The organism is Kitasatospora sp. NPDC059827 (assembly GCF_042731675.1).
Classification (GTDB): Bacteria; Actinomycetota; Actinomycetes; order Streptomycetales; family Streptomycetaceae; genus Kitasatospora.
Genome location: NZ_JBHWIV010000010.1, coordinates 147,095 through 165,541, shown reverse-complemented (window position 1 = coordinate 165,541; position 18,447 = coordinate 147,095). Strand labels below are relative to the sequence as shown.

General features: G+C 73.9%; 14 protein-coding genes. 7 read left to right on the top strand and 7 right to left on the bottom strand.

Going from position 1 to position 18,447, the window contains the following annotated elements; translation table 11 throughout:
• Positions 1-137: 137 nt before the first annotated feature.
• Together ACFV8H_RS09420 and ACFV8H_RS09415 are read right to left on the bottom strand one after the other, a co-directional pair.
• Entirely contained in the window at positions 138-1,016 is an 879-nt protein-coding gene (locus ACFV8H_RS09420; RefSeq protein ID WP_380397908.1) for a geranyl diphosphate 2-C-methyltransferase, read from the bottom strand.
• A 62-nt stretch (positions 1,017-1,078) separates the two neighbouring features.
• Positions 1,079-2,497 carry a family 2 encapsulin nanocompartment cargo protein terpene cyclase gene (locus ACFV8H_RS09415; protein WP_380397906.1) on the bottom strand — a complete coding sequence of 473 codons (1,419 nt, stop codon included), beginning with the start codon at positions 2,495-2,497 and terminating at the stop codon, positions 1,079-1,081.
• Positions 2,498-3,090: 593 nt separating this feature from the next.
• Between ACFV8H_RS09415 and ACFV8H_RS09410 the strand changes: the two genes are divergently transcribed.
• Positions 3,091-4,416, top strand: coding sequence for a radical SAM protein (locus tag ACFV8H_RS09410; protein WP_380397904.1), 1,326 nt, complete (start codon positions 3,091-3,093; stop codon positions 4,414-4,416).
• Between the two features lie 49 nt (positions 4,417-4,465).
• Here ACFV8H_RS09410 and ACFV8H_RS09405 read toward each other — a convergent pair whose 3' ends face one another.
• Both ACFV8H_RS09405 and sph read right to left on the bottom strand, forming a co-directional pair.
• Positions 4,466-5,269, bottom strand: a complete 804-nt coding sequence (locus ACFV8H_RS09405) for a thioesterase family protein (RefSeq protein ID WP_380397902.1) — start codon at positions 5,267-5,269, stop codon at positions 4,466-4,468.
• A 271-nt stretch (positions 5,270-5,540) separates the two neighbouring features.
• The gene (sph, locus tag ACFV8H_RS09400) at positions 5,541-6,518 is read right to left on the bottom strand and encodes a sphingomyelin phosphodiesterase (protein ID WP_380397900.1); all 978 of its coding nucleotides are present in this window, start codon (positions 6,516-6,518) and stop codon (positions 5,541-5,543) included.
• A 286-nt stretch (positions 6,519-6,804) separates the two neighbouring features.
• On the opposite strand from sph, the gene ACFV8H_RS09395 reads away from it, so the two are divergent.
• Positions 6,805-8,352 carry a Na+/H+ antiporter gene (locus ACFV8H_RS09395; protein ID WP_380397898.1) on the top strand — a complete coding sequence of 516 codons (1,548 nt, stop codon included), beginning with the start codon at positions 6,805-6,807 and terminating at the stop codon, positions 8,350-8,352.
• A 22-nt stretch (positions 8,353-8,374) separates the two neighbouring features.
• Here the strand turns inward: ACFV8H_RS09395 and ACFV8H_RS09390 are convergent, their stop codons facing one another.
• On the bottom strand, positions 8,375-8,803 hold the full coding sequence (locus ACFV8H_RS09390; protein WP_380397896.1) for a DUF3592 domain-containing protein: 429 nt from the start codon (positions 8,801-8,803) through the stop codon (positions 8,375-8,377).
• A gap of 144 nt (positions 8,804-8,947) precedes the next feature.
• Between ACFV8H_RS09390 and ACFV8H_RS09385 the strand changes: the two genes are divergently transcribed.
• The 3 genes from ACFV8H_RS09385 (at position 8,948) to ACFV8H_RS09375 (ending at position 13,458) form a co-directional block, all read left to right on the top strand.
• Positions 8,948-9,649 carry a hypothetical protein gene (locus ACFV8H_RS09385; RefSeq protein WP_380397894.1) on the top strand — a complete coding sequence of 234 codons (702 nt, stop codon included), beginning with the start codon at positions 8,948-8,950 and terminating at the stop codon, positions 9,647-9,649.
• A gap of 272 nt (positions 9,650-9,921) precedes the next feature.
• Complete coding sequence (locus ACFV8H_RS09380) at positions 9,922-12,762, top strand: hypothetical protein (protein ID WP_380397892.1); 2,841 nt, start codon at positions 9,922-9,924, stop codon at positions 12,760-12,762.
• Between the two features lie 111 nt (positions 12,763-12,873).
• A complete protein-coding gene (locus ACFV8H_RS09375; RefSeq protein ID WP_380397890.1) occupies positions 12,874-13,458 on the top strand; it encodes a hypothetical protein in 585 nt (194 codons plus the stop codon).
• Between the two features lie 79 nt (positions 13,459-13,537).
• On the opposite strand, the gene ACFV8H_RS09370 is transcribed toward ACFV8H_RS09375, so the two are convergent.
• On the bottom strand, positions 13,538-14,419 hold the full coding sequence (locus ACFV8H_RS09370; protein ID WP_380397888.1) for a winged helix-turn-helix transcriptional regulator: 882 nt from the start codon (positions 14,417-14,419) through the stop codon (positions 13,538-13,540).
• Between the two features lie 78 nt (positions 14,420-14,497).
• Here ACFV8H_RS09370 and ACFV8H_RS09365 point away from each other — a divergent pair, with 78 nt between their 5' ends.
• Complete coding sequence (locus tag ACFV8H_RS09365) at positions 14,498-15,784, top strand: MFS transporter (protein WP_380397886.1); 1,287 nt, start codon at positions 14,498-14,500, stop codon at positions 15,782-15,784.
• A gap of 57 nt (positions 15,785-15,841) precedes the next feature.
• Here ACFV8H_RS09365 and ACFV8H_RS09360 read toward each other — a convergent pair whose 3' ends face one another.
• Positions 15,842-17,413 (bottom strand): alkaline phosphatase family protein, encoded by a 1,572-nt coding sequence (locus ACFV8H_RS09360; RefSeq protein WP_380397884.1) that lies wholly within the window; start codon positions 17,411-17,413, stop codon positions 15,842-15,844.
• 196 nt (positions 17,414-17,609) lie between these two features.
• On the opposite strand from ACFV8H_RS09360, the gene ACFV8H_RS09355 reads away from it, so the two are divergent.
• Positions 17,610-18,392 (top strand): GntR family transcriptional regulator, encoded by a 783-nt coding sequence (locus ACFV8H_RS09355; protein WP_380397882.1) that lies wholly within the window; start codon positions 17,610-17,612, stop codon positions 18,390-18,392.
• The last annotated feature ends 55 nt before the right edge of the window (positions 18,393-18,447 follow it).

Here is an 18,447-nt window from a genome sequence, read left to right as displayed (position 1 = left end):
CCCCCCCCCGCCCGCCCCCCCCCCCGCGCGGGGGGGGCGGGGCCCCCCGCCCCCGGGGCCGCCCCCCCGGCCCGCGGGCGGGGCCCGGCCGCCCGTCGGTCCGGCGCCGGGGTGCCGGTCGCGCGGAGGCTACCGGGTCAGACCCGGTCGGCCGCGATCAGCACGTACTGGAAGGAGCCGTCCTTGTAGGACTCGATGAACGCCTCCTCGATGCCGGTGACCAGCGAGGTGGTGTTCCGCAGCTCCCAGTAGGGCAGGGTGTCCGGGGTCAGGTCGATGACGGCCTGGGGCACCAGGCGGTTGTCGGCCATCGCCCGCAGGTACTCCCGGCGGGAGTGGATGTTGCACTCGAAGTGCGCGTTGATCTGCGAGACCCACTTCGACGGCTGGCCGTACTTCGGGTTCCAGCAGCCGGTGATGGTCACGTAGCGGCCGCCGACGGCCAGCACCCGGGAGTGCTCGGCGAACAGGTCGTGCAGGTCCACGTACATGCTGGACTCGTTGTTCCAGGAGCCGGCCACCGAGCCGTTCTCCAGCGGCATGTCGAGCATGTTGGCGACACGGGAACGGACGAAGTCGCCGATGCCCAGCTCGGCGGCGCGCTTGTTGCCGAACTCGGCCTGCTGGGTGGAGAGGGTCAGGCCCTCGACCCGGCAGCCGAAGCGCTGGTGGGCCATGACCATCGAGCCGCCGCGGCCGCAGCCGGCGTCGAGCAGGGTGGACTCGGCCTTGATGTCCCCGAGGTGGTCGAGCAGCACGTCGGCCTGGGCGGACTCCAGGCGGTGCAGCTCGGCGATGACCTTCTTCTCGCGCTCGCTGTCGGCCGGGTCGCCGATCGCCTCCTGGTCGATCTCGCCGATGCCGTAGTGGTGGTGGTACAGGCCGTCGACGTCGCCCAGGCGCAGGTTCACCGGGCGGGCCTCGTTGTTCCAGTAGCGCGCGATGTCGCTCTGGTACGGGGTGGCCGGGCCGGGAATGGCGGTGCCGGCGGTGGTGATGTCGTCGGTCACGGACATGTGGGTCAACTCCAGGGTGATCAGGATTGGTTATCGAAAAGGTGCGACTGCCGACCGGCGCGTTACCAGAAGTCGGGCAGGCTGTACCGGTGGGTGTTGGTCTGGTGCCAGTAGTGGTTTCCGTCGAGCCAGGCGGCCACCCCGCGCAGGAAGCGCACCAGGGTCGGCACCGGGCAGGCGACGGCCAGCGCGGCCGACTCGGCCTCGAAGGCGTGCATCAGCTCGTTGTGCACCTCGACGGCCTTGAGGTAGCCCTCCTGGCGCGAGACGCCCTCCCGCTCGGAGATCACCGTCGGCAGGTTCAGGTGGAGCCCCGGGCTGGCGAGCTCCTTGGTGTACGAGTACAGGTCGTTGACGATGGTGGTCGCGTTGCCCGCCAGCGCGATGATCCGCTGCATGGCGGGCAGCGCGTGCAGCTCGACGGGCAGCTCGTAGCCGCCGACGGTGTCGGTGATCGTCGGGCAGGGGCGGAAGTTGTTGAACTGGCGCATCGCCAGGTACTCCCAGACCTCCGGCACGTGCTCGGCCTCGGCCCAGGAGGCCTCGGCCAGGTACCCCAGGTGCAGCCGCGCCATGTCGTGCCGGAAGCGGTCCGCCTGGGAGGGTGTGGAGGCCGCGACGAAGTAGTCCATCGCGGACCGGTAGGAGCGCCGGGGCGCGTCCTCGGAGAGCGAGGCCTCCCAGGCCGGGTGGTACTCCGCGGTGGTGTGCAGCGGGTCCAGCGCGGTGTGCGCGAGCAGCAGGCGGCTGCCCAGGCCGACGGGCGAGCCGCCGAGGTCCTCGCAGTAGCAGTCGTCCACCGCGTTCTCGGCGACCATCAGACGGGCCGCGAGCATCAGGTGGTCGACGCTCGGCGCGTCGGGGTGGCAGGCCACCATGTAGCGCCCGGTGGAGAACCCGTCGAAGTCCTTCTCCCACTCCGGCGGGTAGAGCTCGATCTCGTCGATCGCCCAGGCCTTGATCTTGAGGCTGAGTTCCGCCACCCGCACCGGGTCGGGTTCGGCGATCGGGTGGTGGTAGAGCCCGGGGATGGGGTCGCCGGTCTTCGGCTTGCCACCGCTCCGCGCCGCGGCCGGGGCCCCGAAGGTCAGCGCGGGACCGGAGGGCAGCACGGGGACGGACGACGGCGCGGGCGCGGACGGCAGGACCTCGGGGAGGACGGCCTCCAGCGCGGCGGCCGCGGCCGCCAGGGCCTCCGAGGCGACGGCCCCGACCAGCGCGGCCCCCGCGGCCGGGACGGCGCCGACGGCCACCTCGACCACCGACGCGTCCACCACCGCGACGTCGACCGCCGCTGTCTCCGCCACCGGCAGCTCGGGATCCGCAACCTCTGACATCGCAGCCTCGGGCACCGCAGCCTCGGACATCGCAGCCTCGGGCACCGCAGCCTCGGCCACCGGCGTCGGCGGCCTCAACTGCAGCCCGGCGGTGCCGAGTCCGGTCGGACCGCGCAGGATCCGGTCGATCGCCGGGGAGCTCATGAGCCCACCACCGGGGCGTCGACGGGCCCGGGTGGGGTACCCGTTCTGGTGCACAGGGGCATGGAGCCTCCTCTGAGAGGGATCGCCTGGTGTGACGGGTCGTCATCTCGCCCGCCGCGAAGGGGAACTCCACGCCGCGGGCCCCGTCTCGCTCGGTTCCCCACCGTAGGCGCGAAAGCCCGTTCCGGATCGCAACGGACGATCTTCTACACCCGATAGGGTGAACGTTCCGGCTGACGGCGTTTGGCCGCGCCGGTGTCGTGCATCGGTCCACCCGGGGCCCCGGGCTGCGGTTCCGCGCCGGACGGCCCCCGCCCGTCCGGGCAGCGCGTCAACCTGCCGATCACCATCCGTGTCCGCGCCGCCCGACGGCGTCGCACCCCCCGCGGTGCGGACCGTTCGACCGCGGATCACCCGATCCGGACCGCACGCGCCCCCACCCGCACCCCCGCGTGCACCCGACGGGCGGGCAGCGGGCGACCGGGCGACGACCGGCGGGTGGGCCGGTGTCCCGCCGCCCGCCGGTGGCGTAAGGGGGAGAAGAATGGGCGGGGCGCCGTGAGAGGAACGCGGCCAGGAAGGAAGACCAGCACATGGAGAGCCAGGCCCGCAGCCGCACCGAAGTCGTCGAGGACCTCATGGAGCGCTTCCCCGACGTGCCCCGGGAGGCGGTGATCAAGGAGGACCTGCTGCGCGGCGGCATGGCCTTCGACGAGTCCGCCCTCAGCGGCAGCACCGGGGCCGACGGGGGCGGCGAGATCAAACCGAAGTCGTACTTCATCTTCTCCTTCGACCACCGAACCCTGCCCGAGCTGGGCGCCGCCGCGCTGAACCGGCCGCCGGAGGAGGTCGTGCTGACCGGCGGGCCGTACGGGCTGCGCCGCACGGTGGTGTCGGTGCGGGTCAACCCGGACTCGCCGTACCGGGTGCGCGCGGGCGAGGACGGCACGCTCGGCCTCTACCTGGACGGCGCGCGGATCGCCGACGTCGGCCTGCCGCCGATGCCCGACTACTACCGGCACACCCTGGCCAACGGGAAGTCGGTGATGGAGGTCGCCCCGACCATCCAGTGGGGCTACCTGATCTACCTCACGGTGTTCCGGGTGTGCCAGTACTTCGGCGCCAAGGAGGAGTGCCAGTACTGCGACATCAACCACAACTGGCGCCAGCACAAGGCCGCCGGCCGCCCGTACACCGGGGTCAAGCCGGTCGAGGAGGTGCTGGAGGCGCTGGAGATCATCGACCGCCACGACACCGCCCGCGCCTCCCGGGCGTACACCCTCACCGGCGGCGCGATCACCTCGCAGGTCGGCGGCCGGGACGAGGCGGACTTCTACGGGCAGTACGCCAAGGCCATCGAGGAGCGCTTCCCCGACCACTGGATCGGCAAGGTGGTCGCCCAGGCGCTGCCGCGCGACGACGTGCAGCGTTTCCACGACTACGGCGTGAAGATCTACCACCCCAACTTCGAGGTGTGGGACAAGCGCCTGTTCGAGCTCTACTGCCCCGGCAAGGAACGCTACGTCGGCCGGGACGAGTGGCACCGCCGGATCCTGGACTCCACCGAGGTGTTCGGCGCGGAGAACGTGATCCCCAACTTCGTGGCGGGCGTGGAGATGGCCGAGCCCTTCGGCTTCACCACCGTCGACGAGGCGATCGCCTCCACCCGGGAGGGGCTGCGCTTCTTCATGTCCCACGGGGTGGTGCCGCGCTTCACCACCTGGTGCCCCGAGCCCACCACCCCGCTGGGCAAGGCCAACCCCCAGGGCGCGCCGCTGGAGTACCACATCCGGCTGCTGCAAGCCTACCGGGCCACGCTGGAGGAGTTCGGCCTCTCCTCCCCGCCCGGCTACGGCCCGGCCGGGCCCGGCAAGGCGGTCTTCTCGGTGAGCTCCTTCATGGACTCCCTGCCGGGCTGAGCCGCTCAGCGGTGGCTGCCGCCTCGGGCGGGGGCAGCCACCGCGGCCGTCAACTGCCCTGCTGCCGACGGACGGTGAGGATCTGCTCGGCCCGGCCGACCGGGCCGTGGACGTCGTGCAGCACGGTACTGGTGACGCCGTGGCCGGCCGGGCCGAAGCTGACACCGGTGTCCAGGCCGGTCCAGCGGCCGCCGGGGCGGCGGTGGAAGTGGACGGTCAGGTCGGTGTTCGGGAACATCCACTCGGTGGGCTGCTCCCGGACGGCGATGCCGTTGGCGGTGTCGACCAGGGCGACGAACGCGGCGTGCGGGCTCGCGGCCTCCCCCGCGACGAGCTCCAGCGGGGTGGTGAGCCAGGCGGCGGCCCGGCCGGGCGCGGTGGAGCGGCGCCGGACCTCCACCGAGGCGATGTAGCCGCCGGCCCACTGCTCGCTCATCGGCCAGGGCTCGAACTCCTCGGGCGCGGGCAGCGGTTCGTCGTGGGTGCCGGCCACGGCGGCGGTGTCCTGCTCGGCCAGGAACCAGGCCCGGGCCCGGACCACGGCGCGGCCGGCGATCGAGGCGACCGCCTCCACCAGCTCGATGGTGCGGCCGGGGCGGAGGGTCTCGACCGTGATCTCCAGTTCGTCCAGGGCGATCAGGCCGAGGATGTCGAAGCTCACCCGGGCCAGGGCGAGGCCGTCGGCGGGGCGCCCGGCCCGGTGCCGGTCGATCGCGTGGACGATCAGGCCGCCCACCGGGCTGAAATGCTGCTCGTCCGGGTGCCAGGCGCCCTGGGCGTGGACGGTGGGCTTGTACTGCTGCTCGCCGGTGCGCTGGTAGTAGCTGTCGGGTGCGGCGGTGGGGCTGGTCAAGGTGCGCTTCTCCTCGGGCCGGATCGCGGGGCTGCCGGGCGGGCACCGGTCCCGGCGTGGCCGGCGTCCGCGCTCCCGATCGTAGGAGCCCGAACCGGGCCGGACGCTGTGATGCCCGCCACAGCGGCCCCGCACCCGCCCCGCCCGACCTGCGGCTCCGCACCCGCCCCGCCCGACCTGCGGCTCCGCACCCGCCCCGCCCGACCTGCGGCTCCGCACCCGCCCTGCCCGGCCTGCGGCGCCGTCCCCGGCCGGACGGCGCCGCCCGGCCTCAGTGCGCGATCAGCGGGTAGTGGTCGGAGAGGTCGGTGTAGGTGTAGCTCTTGCCCCAGCTGCTCACCGTCCAGGGCGCGCTGTGCACCCGGCGGACCTCGTTGGTGTACTGCTGCGGGCGGGCGTGGTCGGCGCGGTAGAGGACGTGGTCGAGGTCCTCCTTGGGCTCGCCCGGGTAGCGGTAGGCGGCGACGGAGTTGTCGGCGGTGTCGAAGGAGTACGGCCAGCCGGTGCGGGCGGAGGCCGGGGCGAGGTGGCCGTTGTCCAGCAGGGACCGGTACTCGGTGCCGTGGAAGTCGATGTTGAGGTCCCCCGCGACCAGCACCGGCTCGTCCGCCGGGATCCGCTTCGCGTCCAGGAAGGCCCGCATCGCGCCGAGCTGCTTGGCCCGGATCGCGGCCGCCTGGCCGCTGGCGCACCCGGAGTCGGTGGACTGGAGGTGGGTACCGACCACGTGGGTGCGCCGGCCGTTGACGTCGAGGACGGCATAGGCGAAGCCCTTGTTGGACCACCGGTCGGAGCCGCAGGCGTCCTTGTAGACGTACTGCTCCTTGTGCAGGATCGGCCACTTGCTGAGCACGGTGACCCCGCCGTCCTCGGGGGTGGTGGAGCTGTAGCTGCCGGAGGTGGCGTCCCAGCCGCCGGTGGAGCGGCCGACCACGGGGGTGTGGAAGGGGTAGGCGGCGGAGGCCTTGGCGATCAGGGCGTCGGAGGCGGCGTTGTCGAAGGCCTCCTCCAGCACGACCACGTCGTGGCCCTGGAAGAAGTCCGCCGAGGCGATCGCCTGGGCGCGGTACTGCTGGCCCCAGTTGGGGTAGAGCGAGGTGCTCATCAGGAAGGTGTTGTAGGTCAGGACGTCCAGCGGCGGCGCGGTGGCGGGGGCGCTCTCGGCACCGGCCGGGGCGGCGCCGAGCGCGGCGAGCACGGTGGCGGCGGCACCGGCGGCGAGGGTGCGGCGCAGGGACGGCAGGGTCATCGGGGCTCCGTGGGGGGACGTCGTCGGCCCGGCGGATCGCGGGATGTTGTGTATCCAACTTCCGTACGTGCACGGCCCGCAAGACTTCCGGCGAGCATGCGGTGAACACGTTCGGAACAGCGCTACCGGCCGGTGGTGCGGGCCGTGGCGCCGGAATTCCCTGCCGAACCCCGCCAAAGGACCGATAAGATGACGATTGGTGTGCCGGGAAGTCTGGTCGGCTCGGGGGACGACTGCGGCGATCGGGCCACGGCGACCCCGATGGTGCGATGGGTCGTTTCTGCAGATGCACGCCGTGGGGATCGTTCTCGTCCTGGTCGTCCTGGCCACCAGCGTGGCCACCTTCGCCCGCCGATGGCGGGTGCCCGCCCCCTCGCTGCTGGTCCTCGTCGGACTCGGCGTCGCCCTCCTCCCCGGCGTCCCCGCCCTGCACGTCCCCCCGCAGGTCATCGGCGCGGTGGTGCTGCCGCCGCTGCTCTACTCCTCCGCCGAGGAACTGTCGCTGCGCGACCTGCGCACGGTCTGGCGGCCCGTCACCGTGCTCTCCTTCGGCCTGGTCTTCGCCTCCGCCGCGGCCGTCGGCTTCCTCGCCGTCGCCGTCGCGGGGCTGCCGCCCGCGATGGCCTTCGTACTCGGCGCCGTGCTCTCCAGCACCGACCCGGTGGCCGTCACCGCGCTCGGCCGCCGGCTCGCCCTGCCCGGGCGGGTCCAGGTGCTCGTCCAGGCGGAGAGCCTGTTCAACGACGCCACCTCGCTGGTGCTGTTCAAGGTCGCCGTCGGCGTCGCCGTGGCGGTCGGCGGGACGGTCGACCTGCCCGCCGCGGGCGGCGAACTGGTGCTGCTCGGCGGGGGCGGCAGCCTGGTCGGCGCGGCCGTCGCCGGGCTGGTCTGGCTGCTGCGCCGCCGCACCACCGACCCGGTGCTGGAGACGGTGATAGCCCTGGTCACCCCGTACGCGGCGTACGTCCTGGCGGAGTCCGCGCACACCTCCGGCGTCACCTCGGTGGTGGTCGCCGGGGTGCTGCTCGGCCGCTCCGGCCACCGGCTCACCGACGCCCGGATCCGGCTGCAACTGCATGCCGTGTACGCGGTGGTGGTGTTCCTGCTGGAGAGCGTCGTCTTCTCGATCGTCGGTCTGGAACTGCCCACGCTGGTCCGGGAGCTGCCGGCCGGCGCCGGCTGGTGGCCGCTCCAGTCGGTGGCCATCGCCGCCGTGCTGATCGCCGTCCGGGTACTGTGGACCCTGCCGCTCACCCGCGCTGTCAGGCCCAGCCGGGGGCGGCTGTCCTGGCGGGTCGCCGGGGTGGTGACCTGGGCCGGCACCCGGGGCGTCATGCCGCTGGCCGCCGCGCTCTCCATCCCGCTGCTGACCGAGGGCGGCGCCGCGCTCGACGGCCGGCCGCTGGTCCTGGTGCTCACCGTCTCCAACGTCGTGCTCACCCTGGTCGTCCAGGGACTGACCCTCGCCGCCGTGGTCAACCGCTCCGGACTCGCCCTGGAACCCGAGCACACCGCGCGCGAGGAGGCCGACGCCCGCGACGAGCTCAACCGCGCCGCCCTGGACCACGTGGACGGCCTGGCCGAGCTGGAGGCCGTCCCGGAGACCGCCGTCGACCGGGTCCGCCGCGCCCTCACCGCCCGGCTCGACCGCACCCCCGAGACCCCCGACGGCACCACCGCCGACGACGCCTACCGCCAACTGCGGCACGAGGTCATCGCGGTGCAGAACGACCGGCTGCACCGGCTGTACGAGGAGCACCGGATCAGCGACACCACCCTGCGGCTGCTCCAGCGCGACCTCGACCTGGAACAGGCGGCCCTGGGCAGGACGTGACCGCGGGCCGGCCGGCCCGCGGTCAGAACATCAGCACCAGCAGGCCGGCCGCGCCCAGCGCGCAGAGCAGCGCGAGCGCCGCCAGCCCGAACTCGTTCGGGGGCGGCGGCAGCCGCCGCACCGGGTGGACGGCCAGCCCCCGGCCGGGGCGGGCGGGGTGGTACAGCACGGTCACCTCGTCCCCCTCCTGGTAGCGGCCGCCCTCGGGGCGCGCGTCGTGCCGCAGCAGTTCGACCACCCGGCCGTCCGGCAGGCCGTACTCGATGGTCACCCGGCGGCGCTCGTACCCCTCGGAGGTGGTGTGCCAGCGCACCCGGCGGACCCGGCCGACGGCGCAGAGGCCGCCGCGGCGCAGCTCCCGGACCGTCCGGCCCGCCGAGGCGAGCAGCGCGGCCAGCCCGGCCAGGACCGCTGCCCCGACCAGGAGGAACAGATCAAGAACCGCCCCCACAGAAGTCAATGTACCCACCATGCAAAGGAGTTGGGAAGACGGCCGACGGGCCGCACCGGCCGGGCGGTACCCCGGTCTTCCGGGTGTCGGGGGCTGCCGTCACACTGTCGCGAGCACGAAGCAGAACCACCGAGCGGGGGCAGCATGGCCAAGCGTCCGAACAAGAAGCAGAAACGGCCGCTGGCGGCCGGGGTCGTCCGGCCGGCCAAGCCCGTCCGCCGACGGCCCGGCAAGGACCTCCAGCTCGCGCCGCGCACGGTGCGGCGCACCGCGCCGGTGGTCGGGCTGCTCGCCCCGCTGCTGATCATCGGGCTGCTGGCGCTCGCCACCAACCCCGACTACCAGGCCCCCTGCACCATCCTGGCCGTCCTGGTGCTAATGGCGGCCGTCGTCGGACTGATGATGATCCACAGCAGCGGCTGGGTGGTCTGGCCCGCCGTCGTGCTGGGCCTGGTGCTCCTGGTGATCCCCACCACCGCCCTGCGCGCCCAGCTGATCTCCCATCGCGGGGTGGACACCCGGGTCGTCATCACGTCGGCGCACAGCGGCAAGGACAAGACGGGCAAGGTCAGCTGGACCTGCGGCATCCGCCGCGAGGACGGCCACCCGCTGCCGCACGGCACCATCGGGGGCTTCGGCTGCTCCGGCTCCTCGGTCGGCAGCACCACCACGGTGCTGGCCGACCCGGACGGCTGGGCGCCGCCGGCCAACCTGGACGACGACCTCTCCTTCCGCGGCGCCGGGGTCTGGGTCACCGGCGCGGCCGCCGTCCTGTGGGCCGCGCTCACCTTCGGCACGGCCCGCCGGGCCCTGCGCGGGCGGGGCCGGCGCAAGGGCGCGGCCTGAGCCGGAAACGGATCGGCGGATTCGCCGGTTCAGCATTTCGGCGGAGAATTCCCAGCGGACGAGTTCCCTGGTCAACGGCCCGCGGCGGCACCGCACAGGTGAAGCGCACATGGCATTCTCCTGGTCTCTCGTCGGCTCCCGTCCCGGCAATTGCGAGAAACTCGCCCATTGCTCCGTTGATTCGCGCAAGTCCCTTCCTTTCCCGGTCCGAATCTGCCAGCATCGTCCGCTATCCGGCGACCGAGCTGGAAGACGACCGGGGGAGGAACTCCATGCTCGGCTCCGTCCTGCGCAGAGCGCGCGGGCAACGGCCGTCGGCCGTCGGCGGCACCGTCCACCGGCCCGGCCACCGTCCGGCGCGCTGGGTCCCCACCCGGCTGCGGGCGAACCCGCCGGCCGCGCTGCTGATGGCGCTGCTCGCCCTCGTCACCGTCTTCCTGGCGGCCGCCTTCCCGCGGATCGCCGACCGGGGCGCGGACACGGCACTCCGGGACTTCGTCGACCGGGCGGGCCTCAACCAGACCAGCCTGCAGACCACGTCCAAGACGCAGGACGACGACACCCCCGCGGTGCTCGACCGGGTGCAGCGCGAGGTCACCGAGCTGATCGGCCGACAGCTGCCGCTCGCCCAGCCCGGCCGGGCCAGCGGCACCCGGGCCGTCGCCGACCGCGGCATGGGCAACCCGGAGTACGTCCGGATCGCGGAGAAGCGCACCGACCCCACCCTCGGACTGCTCTACGTACCCGACCTGTCCAGCCGGGCCACCCTCACCGACGGCAGCTGGCCGACGCCCGGCAGAATCGGCGGCCCGCTGCCGATCGTGATCAGCCGACAGGCCGCCGACACCATCCACGTCAAGCTCGGCGACGTCGTCGACAACGGCTTCGACGGCGCAGGCGCCCAGCGGACCAGCGTGGTGGTCGGCTTCTACCGGATCAACGATCCCCAGGACCCGTTCTGGGACAACCTCGGCTGCCCGGCCCGCGCCTGTCTGCGGCCGACCCCCGAGCACGAGCACTGGGCGACCAGCGGGTTCGTCGACGGCGCCGGCCTGGCCGCGCTGGCGCGCTGGGGTTCGGGCGCCGAGAACTTCTGGCGGCTGCCCGTCGACCCCGGCGCGCTGCGCGCCGACCGGCTGGAGGACACCCGCCGCATCCTCCGCTCCTTCCTGACCGGACACGACGCCACCGATCTGGCCGGCACGACCGGACGCCGTGACCTGCACACCTCCTCGGGGCTGCCCGAGGTCCTGACCCGGGCGGAGGACCGTTACCGGGCCGCGCTGCCGCTCAGCACGATCGGCCCGGCGGGCGTGGCGGGCGTCGCCACCGTGGTGCTGTTCCTGGCCGCGGCGCTGACCACCGACCGCCGAGCCGCGGAGATCCGGCTGCTCCGGGCCCGTGGCGGCTCGCTCGCCGGGGTGCTGCGGCGGCTGATCGGGGAAGGCCTGGTCACCGTCCTGCCCGCCGCCGTGCTCGGCACGGCGCTCGCCGCTTTCCTGCTGCCGAGCCCCCGCTGGGGCGAGTCGACGGTGGCGGCCCTGGCCTCGGCACTGATCGCGCTGCTGGCCTTCCCGGCCCGGGCGGCCGTGCTCCGGTCCCGTCCACGCGCTGCCGCCGGTCGGCGTCGGCTGGTCGGCGAACTCCTCGTACTGGCGGTCACCGTGGCGGCGGTGGCCGAGGTCCGGCGTCGGGGTGTGGGGACGGGTGGCGGGTTGGATCCGCTGCTGGTGGCCGCGCCGCTGCTGCTGGCGGTGACGGGTGGGCTGGTGCTGGCGCGGGTCGAGCCGGTGGCGGTCGGCCGGCTGGCGGCGCTGGCCGGGCGGGGCCGTGGCCTGGTGGCGTTCCTGGGCCTGGCCCGGGCGGCCCGGGACAGTACGGGGCGGCGCCGGCCCTCCGTGCTGCCGCTGCTCGCCCTGCTGATCGCCGTGACCACCACCGGTTTCGGTGCCACCGTGCTCGACACCGTCGACCACGTCCGCACCCGGGCCGCGCGGATCGCCACCGGCGGGGACATCGGCGTCTCCCTGCCCGACTACGCCACCCTCACCGAGTCCTTCACCAAGGCCGCCGACGCCCTGCCCGGCGTCCACGCCTCCACCGCGGTCTGGGTCGACAAGGTCCGTGTCCTCGCCGCCGACCAGACCTACACCGACGCCTACCTGGTACTGGTGGTCGACCCGGCGGCCTACGCCGAGATCTCCCGGACCCTCGGGGCCGGCGAGTTCGACCCGGCGAGGCTGGCCGCCGCCCCCGGCGGCCGGGACACCCCGGTGCCCGCCCTGGTCAGCCGCGACCTGGCCAAGCGCCTGACCGCCACCGGGGCGTCCCAGGTGCGCACGGCCAACGGCAACGACCTGCGCCTCGGCGTCGCCGCGACCGTCGGCGCCACCGCCGCGCTGCCGGACCCCGGCGCGCCCTTCGCCGTGGTGGCCGCGGGCCCCGCCTGGGAGCGCCTGCCGGACACCCGGCGGGTGAACAGGTGGTTCGCCGTCGGCGGCGTGGATCCCGAAGCCATCCGGACGGCGCTGCGCGGCAACGGCGGTGCCCAGCCGGTCGGCATGGCCAAGCTGGTCGCGGACGAGGCCACGGCCGTCGGCAAGGACGCGCACGGCCTGCCCGCCGGATACGTCGTGCACAGCAGCCGGGACACCGCGGCCGCCCTGGCCGACGATCCGTTGCAGCACGCCGCCGAGCGGCTGTTCTGGTACGCGGCCGCCGCCGGAGCCGGCTACGCCCTGCTCGCCGTCCTGCTGACGCTGTTCCGCGCCGCACCCGAGCGCACCGCCGTCCTCGCCCGCCTGCGCACCATGGGCCTGCGACCCCGCCAAGGACTCGCACTGATCATCACCGAGGCACTGCCGCAGACCCTCGCGGCCGCCGTCGGCGGCGGCCTGGCCGCCCTCACGGCCGTCGCCCTGCTCGGCGGCGCCTTCGACATCTCCACCCTCGTCGGCGCCAAGGTCGGCGACGCCATCACCCCCGTCCTGCTCCCCGTCCTGCTGCCCACCACCGGCCTCACCCTGCTCGTCGGCCTCGGCATCGTCCTGGAGACCCTCGTCGCCGGCCGACGCCAGATCGCCACCGAACTCCGAGCCGGGGAACAGGCATGACCACCGGTCGGGTGGTCGAGGAGGCACCGGGCAACCCCGACCTCCCGCCTCCCGTGAAGATCGCGTCGAACCTCCTGTTCGCAGACGACGTACCGGAGTAGCCTGCGACCCGTGAACGAACTGGTGCTCCGGGGCAAGGACTTGTTCCGCCCCTCCACGTCCCATCTGGTCGGCGCGCTCGCCTTCCTCGTCCTCATGGTGTCCGTCGGGATGATGCGCTCCGGGCCGGTGTTCGTGGCCTGGTCGCTCGGCTCCGTCGTGGTGCTGTTCGTGCCGGTCTTCTCCAGCTCGTGGCGGGGCTGGAGCCGGGTCGGGCCCGAGGGTGTGACGATCTGCTGGGGGTTCGGGGCCGGGCGCACCTACTCCTGGGCGGAGATCCGCTGGGTCGACGTCCGCACCACCGCGTCCAGCGGCCCGTACGCCGGCTCCGGACCGACCCGCGCGGCGCGGATCTTCACCACGGGCGGGCGGCGGCGCTCGCTGCCGGGCCTGTCCTGGAGCCCGCTGTACCCGGCCGAGGACTTCGACGTGAACGTCCGGCGGCTGCGCACCTGGTGGGAGTCCAGCACCGAGGAGGCGCAGCGGGTCGAGCCCGTGAAGCAGTTCCGGGACCGGCTGACGCCGACCACGGTCGCGATCGCCGCCGTCGTCCTGATCATGGTGGTCGGGTGGTTCGTGATCGCCTCGCGGTACTGACCTCCGTCCGTCGCAGCACAGTTGAGCGGGTGCGCTCCCGGCCGGGCCGGGGGCGCACCCGCTGTCGTGCGTCCGGAGGTCAGCGGCGCAGCCCGTCCAGCAGGGTGAGGACGTCCTCGACCGAGCCCGCGGGGTCGGTGACGGGGTAGAGCACGCCGCGCACGGTGCGGCCGGCGTCGAGGACCAGGGTGAGCCGCTTGAGGCGTTCGACGCCCGCGGCGCGGAAGGTGGGCAGCCGAAGCCCGGCGGCGAGTTCCAGGCCGGCGTCGGAGAGCAGCGGGAACGGGATCCGGGCGTGCTCGGCGAAGGCCGCCAGCTGGTCCGGGCGTTGGGTGCTGACGCCGTGGACGACGGTGTCGCGGGCGGCGAACTCGCCCATCCGGTCGCGGTAGGTGCAGGACTCCAGGGTGCAGCCGGGCGCGCCGGGGATGTCGCCCCAGCCGGGCGGCTGGTCGGCCCCGCCCGGGGCGTAGGCGCCGGGGTAGCAGTAGAGCACCGTCCAGGCGTGGTCCGCGGCGACCGGGTCGACCCGTCCGCCGGCGGCGGCGTCGAGTTCCATTGCGGGCAGCCGGTGGCCGGTGAGGGCCGTGACCCGGCGGGTCTCGGCGGAGTCGGGGGTGCTGGTGGCGGAGAGGGTGCCGTCGCCCAGGACGTAGCGTCCGCCCCAGTCCTGGAGGGCGACCAGGACGGGCAGGAGTCCGCGGCCGCGGTCCGTCAGGTGGTACTCGTAGCGCGGCGGGTGCGGGTGGTAGAGCCGTTTCTCCAGGACGCCGTCGGCGACCAGGGCCTTGAGGCGCTCGGTGAGCACCTTGCGGCTGATGCCGAGTCCGTTCTGCAGGGCGTCGAACTGGTGGGTGCCTCCGGCGACGTCCCTGACCAGGAGCAGGGTCCAGGTGTCCCCGACCACCGTCAGGGCCTGGGAGATCGCGCAGTCGGGGTCCGCCGCTTCCGTGTGCCGCATGATCACCCAGTATAGTGAGTTCCTAAAGGGAACTCACTCGGTCCCGCTGGTGGACCGGTGGCGGCGAAGGGGCGGACGTTGACGACCGAGACGGTGGACGCGGCGAGAACGGTGGATCCGGCGGGCGGGGACGGGAGCGGGGGCGGCGGCAGCGGCCCCGGAGCGGGGGCGTTCTGGCGCTACTGGACCGCCTCGACCGTCAGCCGGCTCGGCGACCAGGTGACGACGGTGGCCCTGCCGCTGATCGCGGTGGTCACCCTGCACGCCTCGGCCTTCGAGGTCGGACTGATCACGGGCGCCGCCTACGTCGCCTGGCTGGTGATCGGGCTGCCGGCCGGCGTGCTGGTCCAGCGGCTGCCGCTGCGCGGCACCCAGGTGGCGATGGACCTGCTGCGGGCCGCCGCCGTCGCCTCGGTGCCGCTGGCCGCCGCGTTCGGGGTGCTGGGGCTGCCCCAACTGGTCGTGGTGGCCCTGCTGGTCGGCTTCGCCAGCGTGCTCTTCGACGTCGGCAACTCGACCTTCCTGCCCGCCGTCGTCCCCAAGGAGCAACTGACCTCCCGCAACAGCCTGCTCTCCGGCAGCATCGCCGCCACCGACCTGGCCGGGCCCTCGCTCGGCGGCGTGCTGGTGCAACTGGTCGGCGGCGCGGCCTCGATGCTGCTGGACGCCGTCAGCTACCTCGCCTCGGCGGCCCTGCTGGGCACCCTGCCGTCGCTCGGACAGCCCGCCGCCCGGCCGACCGGCGGCGCCGGGATGCGCGAGCAGATCCGTGAGGGCTGGCGGTTCGTCACCCGGCACCCGGTGATCCGGCCCTGCGTGGCCGACGCCACCGCGGTGAACTTCGTCTGCGGCGGGCTGATGACGCTCACCCCGGTCTTCCTGGTCCGCACCCTCGACGCCCCGGCCGCCGCCGTCGGCGCCCTGATGGCCACCGGCGGGCTCGGCAGCCTGCTCGGCGCGGCCGCCACTCCCCGGCTGGTCGCGCGGTTCGGCAGCGGCACCGCGCTGCGCTGGGCGGCCGTGGTCGCCACCGCCTTCGCCCTGCTGCTGCCGCTCGCCGGGCCCGGGTGGGCGACGCTGGTCTTCGCGCTCGGCAACGCCGGGTTCTCGGCGGGGGTCGTGGTCACCAGCATCGTGACCCGCACCCACCGGCAGACCCGGACCCCGCCGGAGCTGCTGTCCCGGGTGATGGCCACGGTCCGCTTCGTCTCCTGGGGCGCGATCCCGGTCGGCGCCCTGGCCGCCGGGGCCGCCGCCGCGGCCTGGGGACCGCGGACGGCGCTGCTCCTGGTCGCCGTGGTCAGCGTGGTCAGCCCGGTGATCCTGCTGGCCGGCCCGATCCGGCGGATGCGCGAGCTGGCCTGAGGCCCGGCGTGGGGGGGGGCCGGTCGAACGGCCCCCGCCCACGGGAGCGACGGCGGTTCAGGAGGCCGTGAAGGTCACCTGGTCGACCGTCCAGAAGGCGCTGTTGGTGCCGGTGTAGCGGAACTGGAAGCGCGCTCCGGTGGCGCCGGCCGGGACGGTGACCGGCAGCTGCTCGACGGTGTTGAGGTCGCTGCGGTAGGACTTCACCAGCTGCGGGGTGCCGTTGTCGAAGACCACGTACAGGTCACCGGTCTGCGGACCGTCCACCTTGTAGTCGGTCGCGAAGGAGAGCGTGCCGCGGCTCAGGCCGGACACCGGGAAGACCGGGCTGATCAGGGTGGAGTCGAACTGCCCGGCGCCGTGCGCCTTGTCGTCCCACTCGTCGGAGTCCGCGACGGCGAACACGTTGCGGGCGCGCACATTGGTCTCGCGGGACTGGTTCAGCTCGGCGGCGGTCCAGAACTCGTCGGTGGCGAAGGTCCAGCCGCGCCACTCGGTCACACCGCCGCTGGGCATCCGGGAGTTGTCGATGCTCCAGCCGGCCGGCGGGGTGTGGGTCCAGCCCTTCACCCCGGCCGGGATGCCGGTCTCGTCGACCCGGGTCTGCAGGTTCGGGCGCAGCGCGTCGAAGGCGTCCGGGGTGATCTCGTCGATCGGCCGGCCGTCGAGCTTCCAGGCCGGGTCGACGGCGACGCCCTCGTGCTTGAGGACGGTGGGGGCGATGTCGACCGGCTTGACGTCGTAGCGGCGCGAGCCGGGGGCGTAGCCGGCGCCGTCGGCGATCAGGAAGGTCTGGCGCTCGTTGGCGCTGTTGCCGCCGTGGCCGCCCGCGTCGGTGTGGCCGTGGTCGGTGGTGACGACGATCAGCCAGTCCTCGGAGCCGTACGTGGGGCGGGACTTGACGGCCTGCACGACCTGGCCGACCAGGCCGTCGACGGTGTGGATGGCGGACAGGTAGTCGGCGCTGGCGCCGCCGTGGGCGTGGCCGGCCTCGTCGACGCCGTCGAAGTGCAGGAAGGTGGCGTCGGGGTTGCCGTGGGCGAGGTAGTCCGCGGCGTCGGTGGCGGTCTTGCCGTCGTTCTCGCTCTCCGGGATGCGCAGGTCGGCGCGGCCGTTGAAGACGTTGGCGGTGATGGGGTTCCAGGAGCCGATCACCAGCGTGGAGTTGCCGGGGTCGGCGGCCTCCAGACGGGTGGCGTAGTCGGGGTACAGGTCGAAGCGGGCGCCGGTGAAGGCGTTGTCCTTGACCTTGTGCTTGTCGGGCCACACGCCGGTGGCGATGGTGGACCAGCCCGGGCCGGACAGGGTGGGCGCCAGCGGGTTGGCGTACAGGTTGCTGGTGGCGGTCAGGCCGCCCGCCATCAGGGCCTTGAGGTTGGGCGCGTCGGCGGTGAGCAGCTTGTCGTAGCGGGTGCCGTCGACGCCGATGACCAGGGTCTTGGCCTGCTTGGTGCCGTTCGGCAGGCCCTGGTACGAGCCGTCGGCCGCGACTGCGGCGGACGCACCGGTGGCGGCGGACGCGGTCACGGCGGTGGCGGCGGACGCGGAGAGCGGGATCAGCGCGGCGACGGTCGCGGCGACCGTGGCGGTGGCGAGGGCCGTGCTGCGGATGGAGCGGGAGGTGCGCAAGGGGGGGCTCCCAACTGGGCATCGGTTCGGTGCAGTTGCACCAGCACCGAGCGTGGGGCGGCCGGGCGAGCACGAACCCTTGGCGAATCCACGGCGGCATGAACAACGGTCGAAATTCAGTCCAGACCGGTTATCGTTCCGTGACCTTTGCCCGGCCGCCGAGTCCCCCGCCCGGGCCGCTCGATAGGCTTGCGCGGTGAACCAGCCCACCCCCCGGCCCGGCCCGGAACCCGCCCGCGCCGGCGTCCCCGAGCACGGCCGGGTGCCCAAGTACTACCTGGTCAAGGAGCGGCTGGAGGAGCTCCTCGGCGAGCTCGGCCCGGGCGGCCGGCTGCCCACCGAGGCCGACCTGGCGCAGCGTCACGGCGTCGCCCGCGCGACGGTCCGCCAGGCCCTGCGCGAGCTCCTGCTGGAGGGCCGGCTGCGCCGCCAGGGGCGCGGGACGGTCGTCGCCGGACCGAAGATCGAGCAGCCGCTGTCCCTCACCAGTTACACCGAGGGCGTCACCCGCCAGGGCCTGCGCCCCGGTCGCACCCTGATCGCCCTCGACCGCCTGGCCGCCGACCCCGCGCTGGCCGAGCGCCTGGCCGTCGCCGAGGGCGAACCGCTCTGGCACCTGGAACGCGTGCTGCGCGCCGACGAGGAGCGCGTCGGACTGGAGTCCACCTACGTGCCGGTGGCCCGAGTGCCCGACCTGGCGACGGACTTCGACCCCGAGGGCTCCTTCTACGGCTACCTGCGCGCGCACGGCGTCCACCTCGGCACCGCCGACGAGCGGATCGAGACCGTCCTGGCCACCCCGCGCGAGGCCCTGCTGATCGGCACCCCGCCCGCGCTGCCGATGCTGCTGCTGCACCGCCGCAGCCTCGACGCCGACGGCCGCCCGCTGGAGCTGGTCCGCGCCCTCTACCGGGGCGACCGGTTCAGCTTCACCCTCGCCCTCGGCGCCCCGCCGCCCGGGGACGCCGAGCGGGCCTGACCGAGCAGCCCTGACCGAGCAGCCCTGACCGGCCGGGCCTGACCGGCGGACCCGA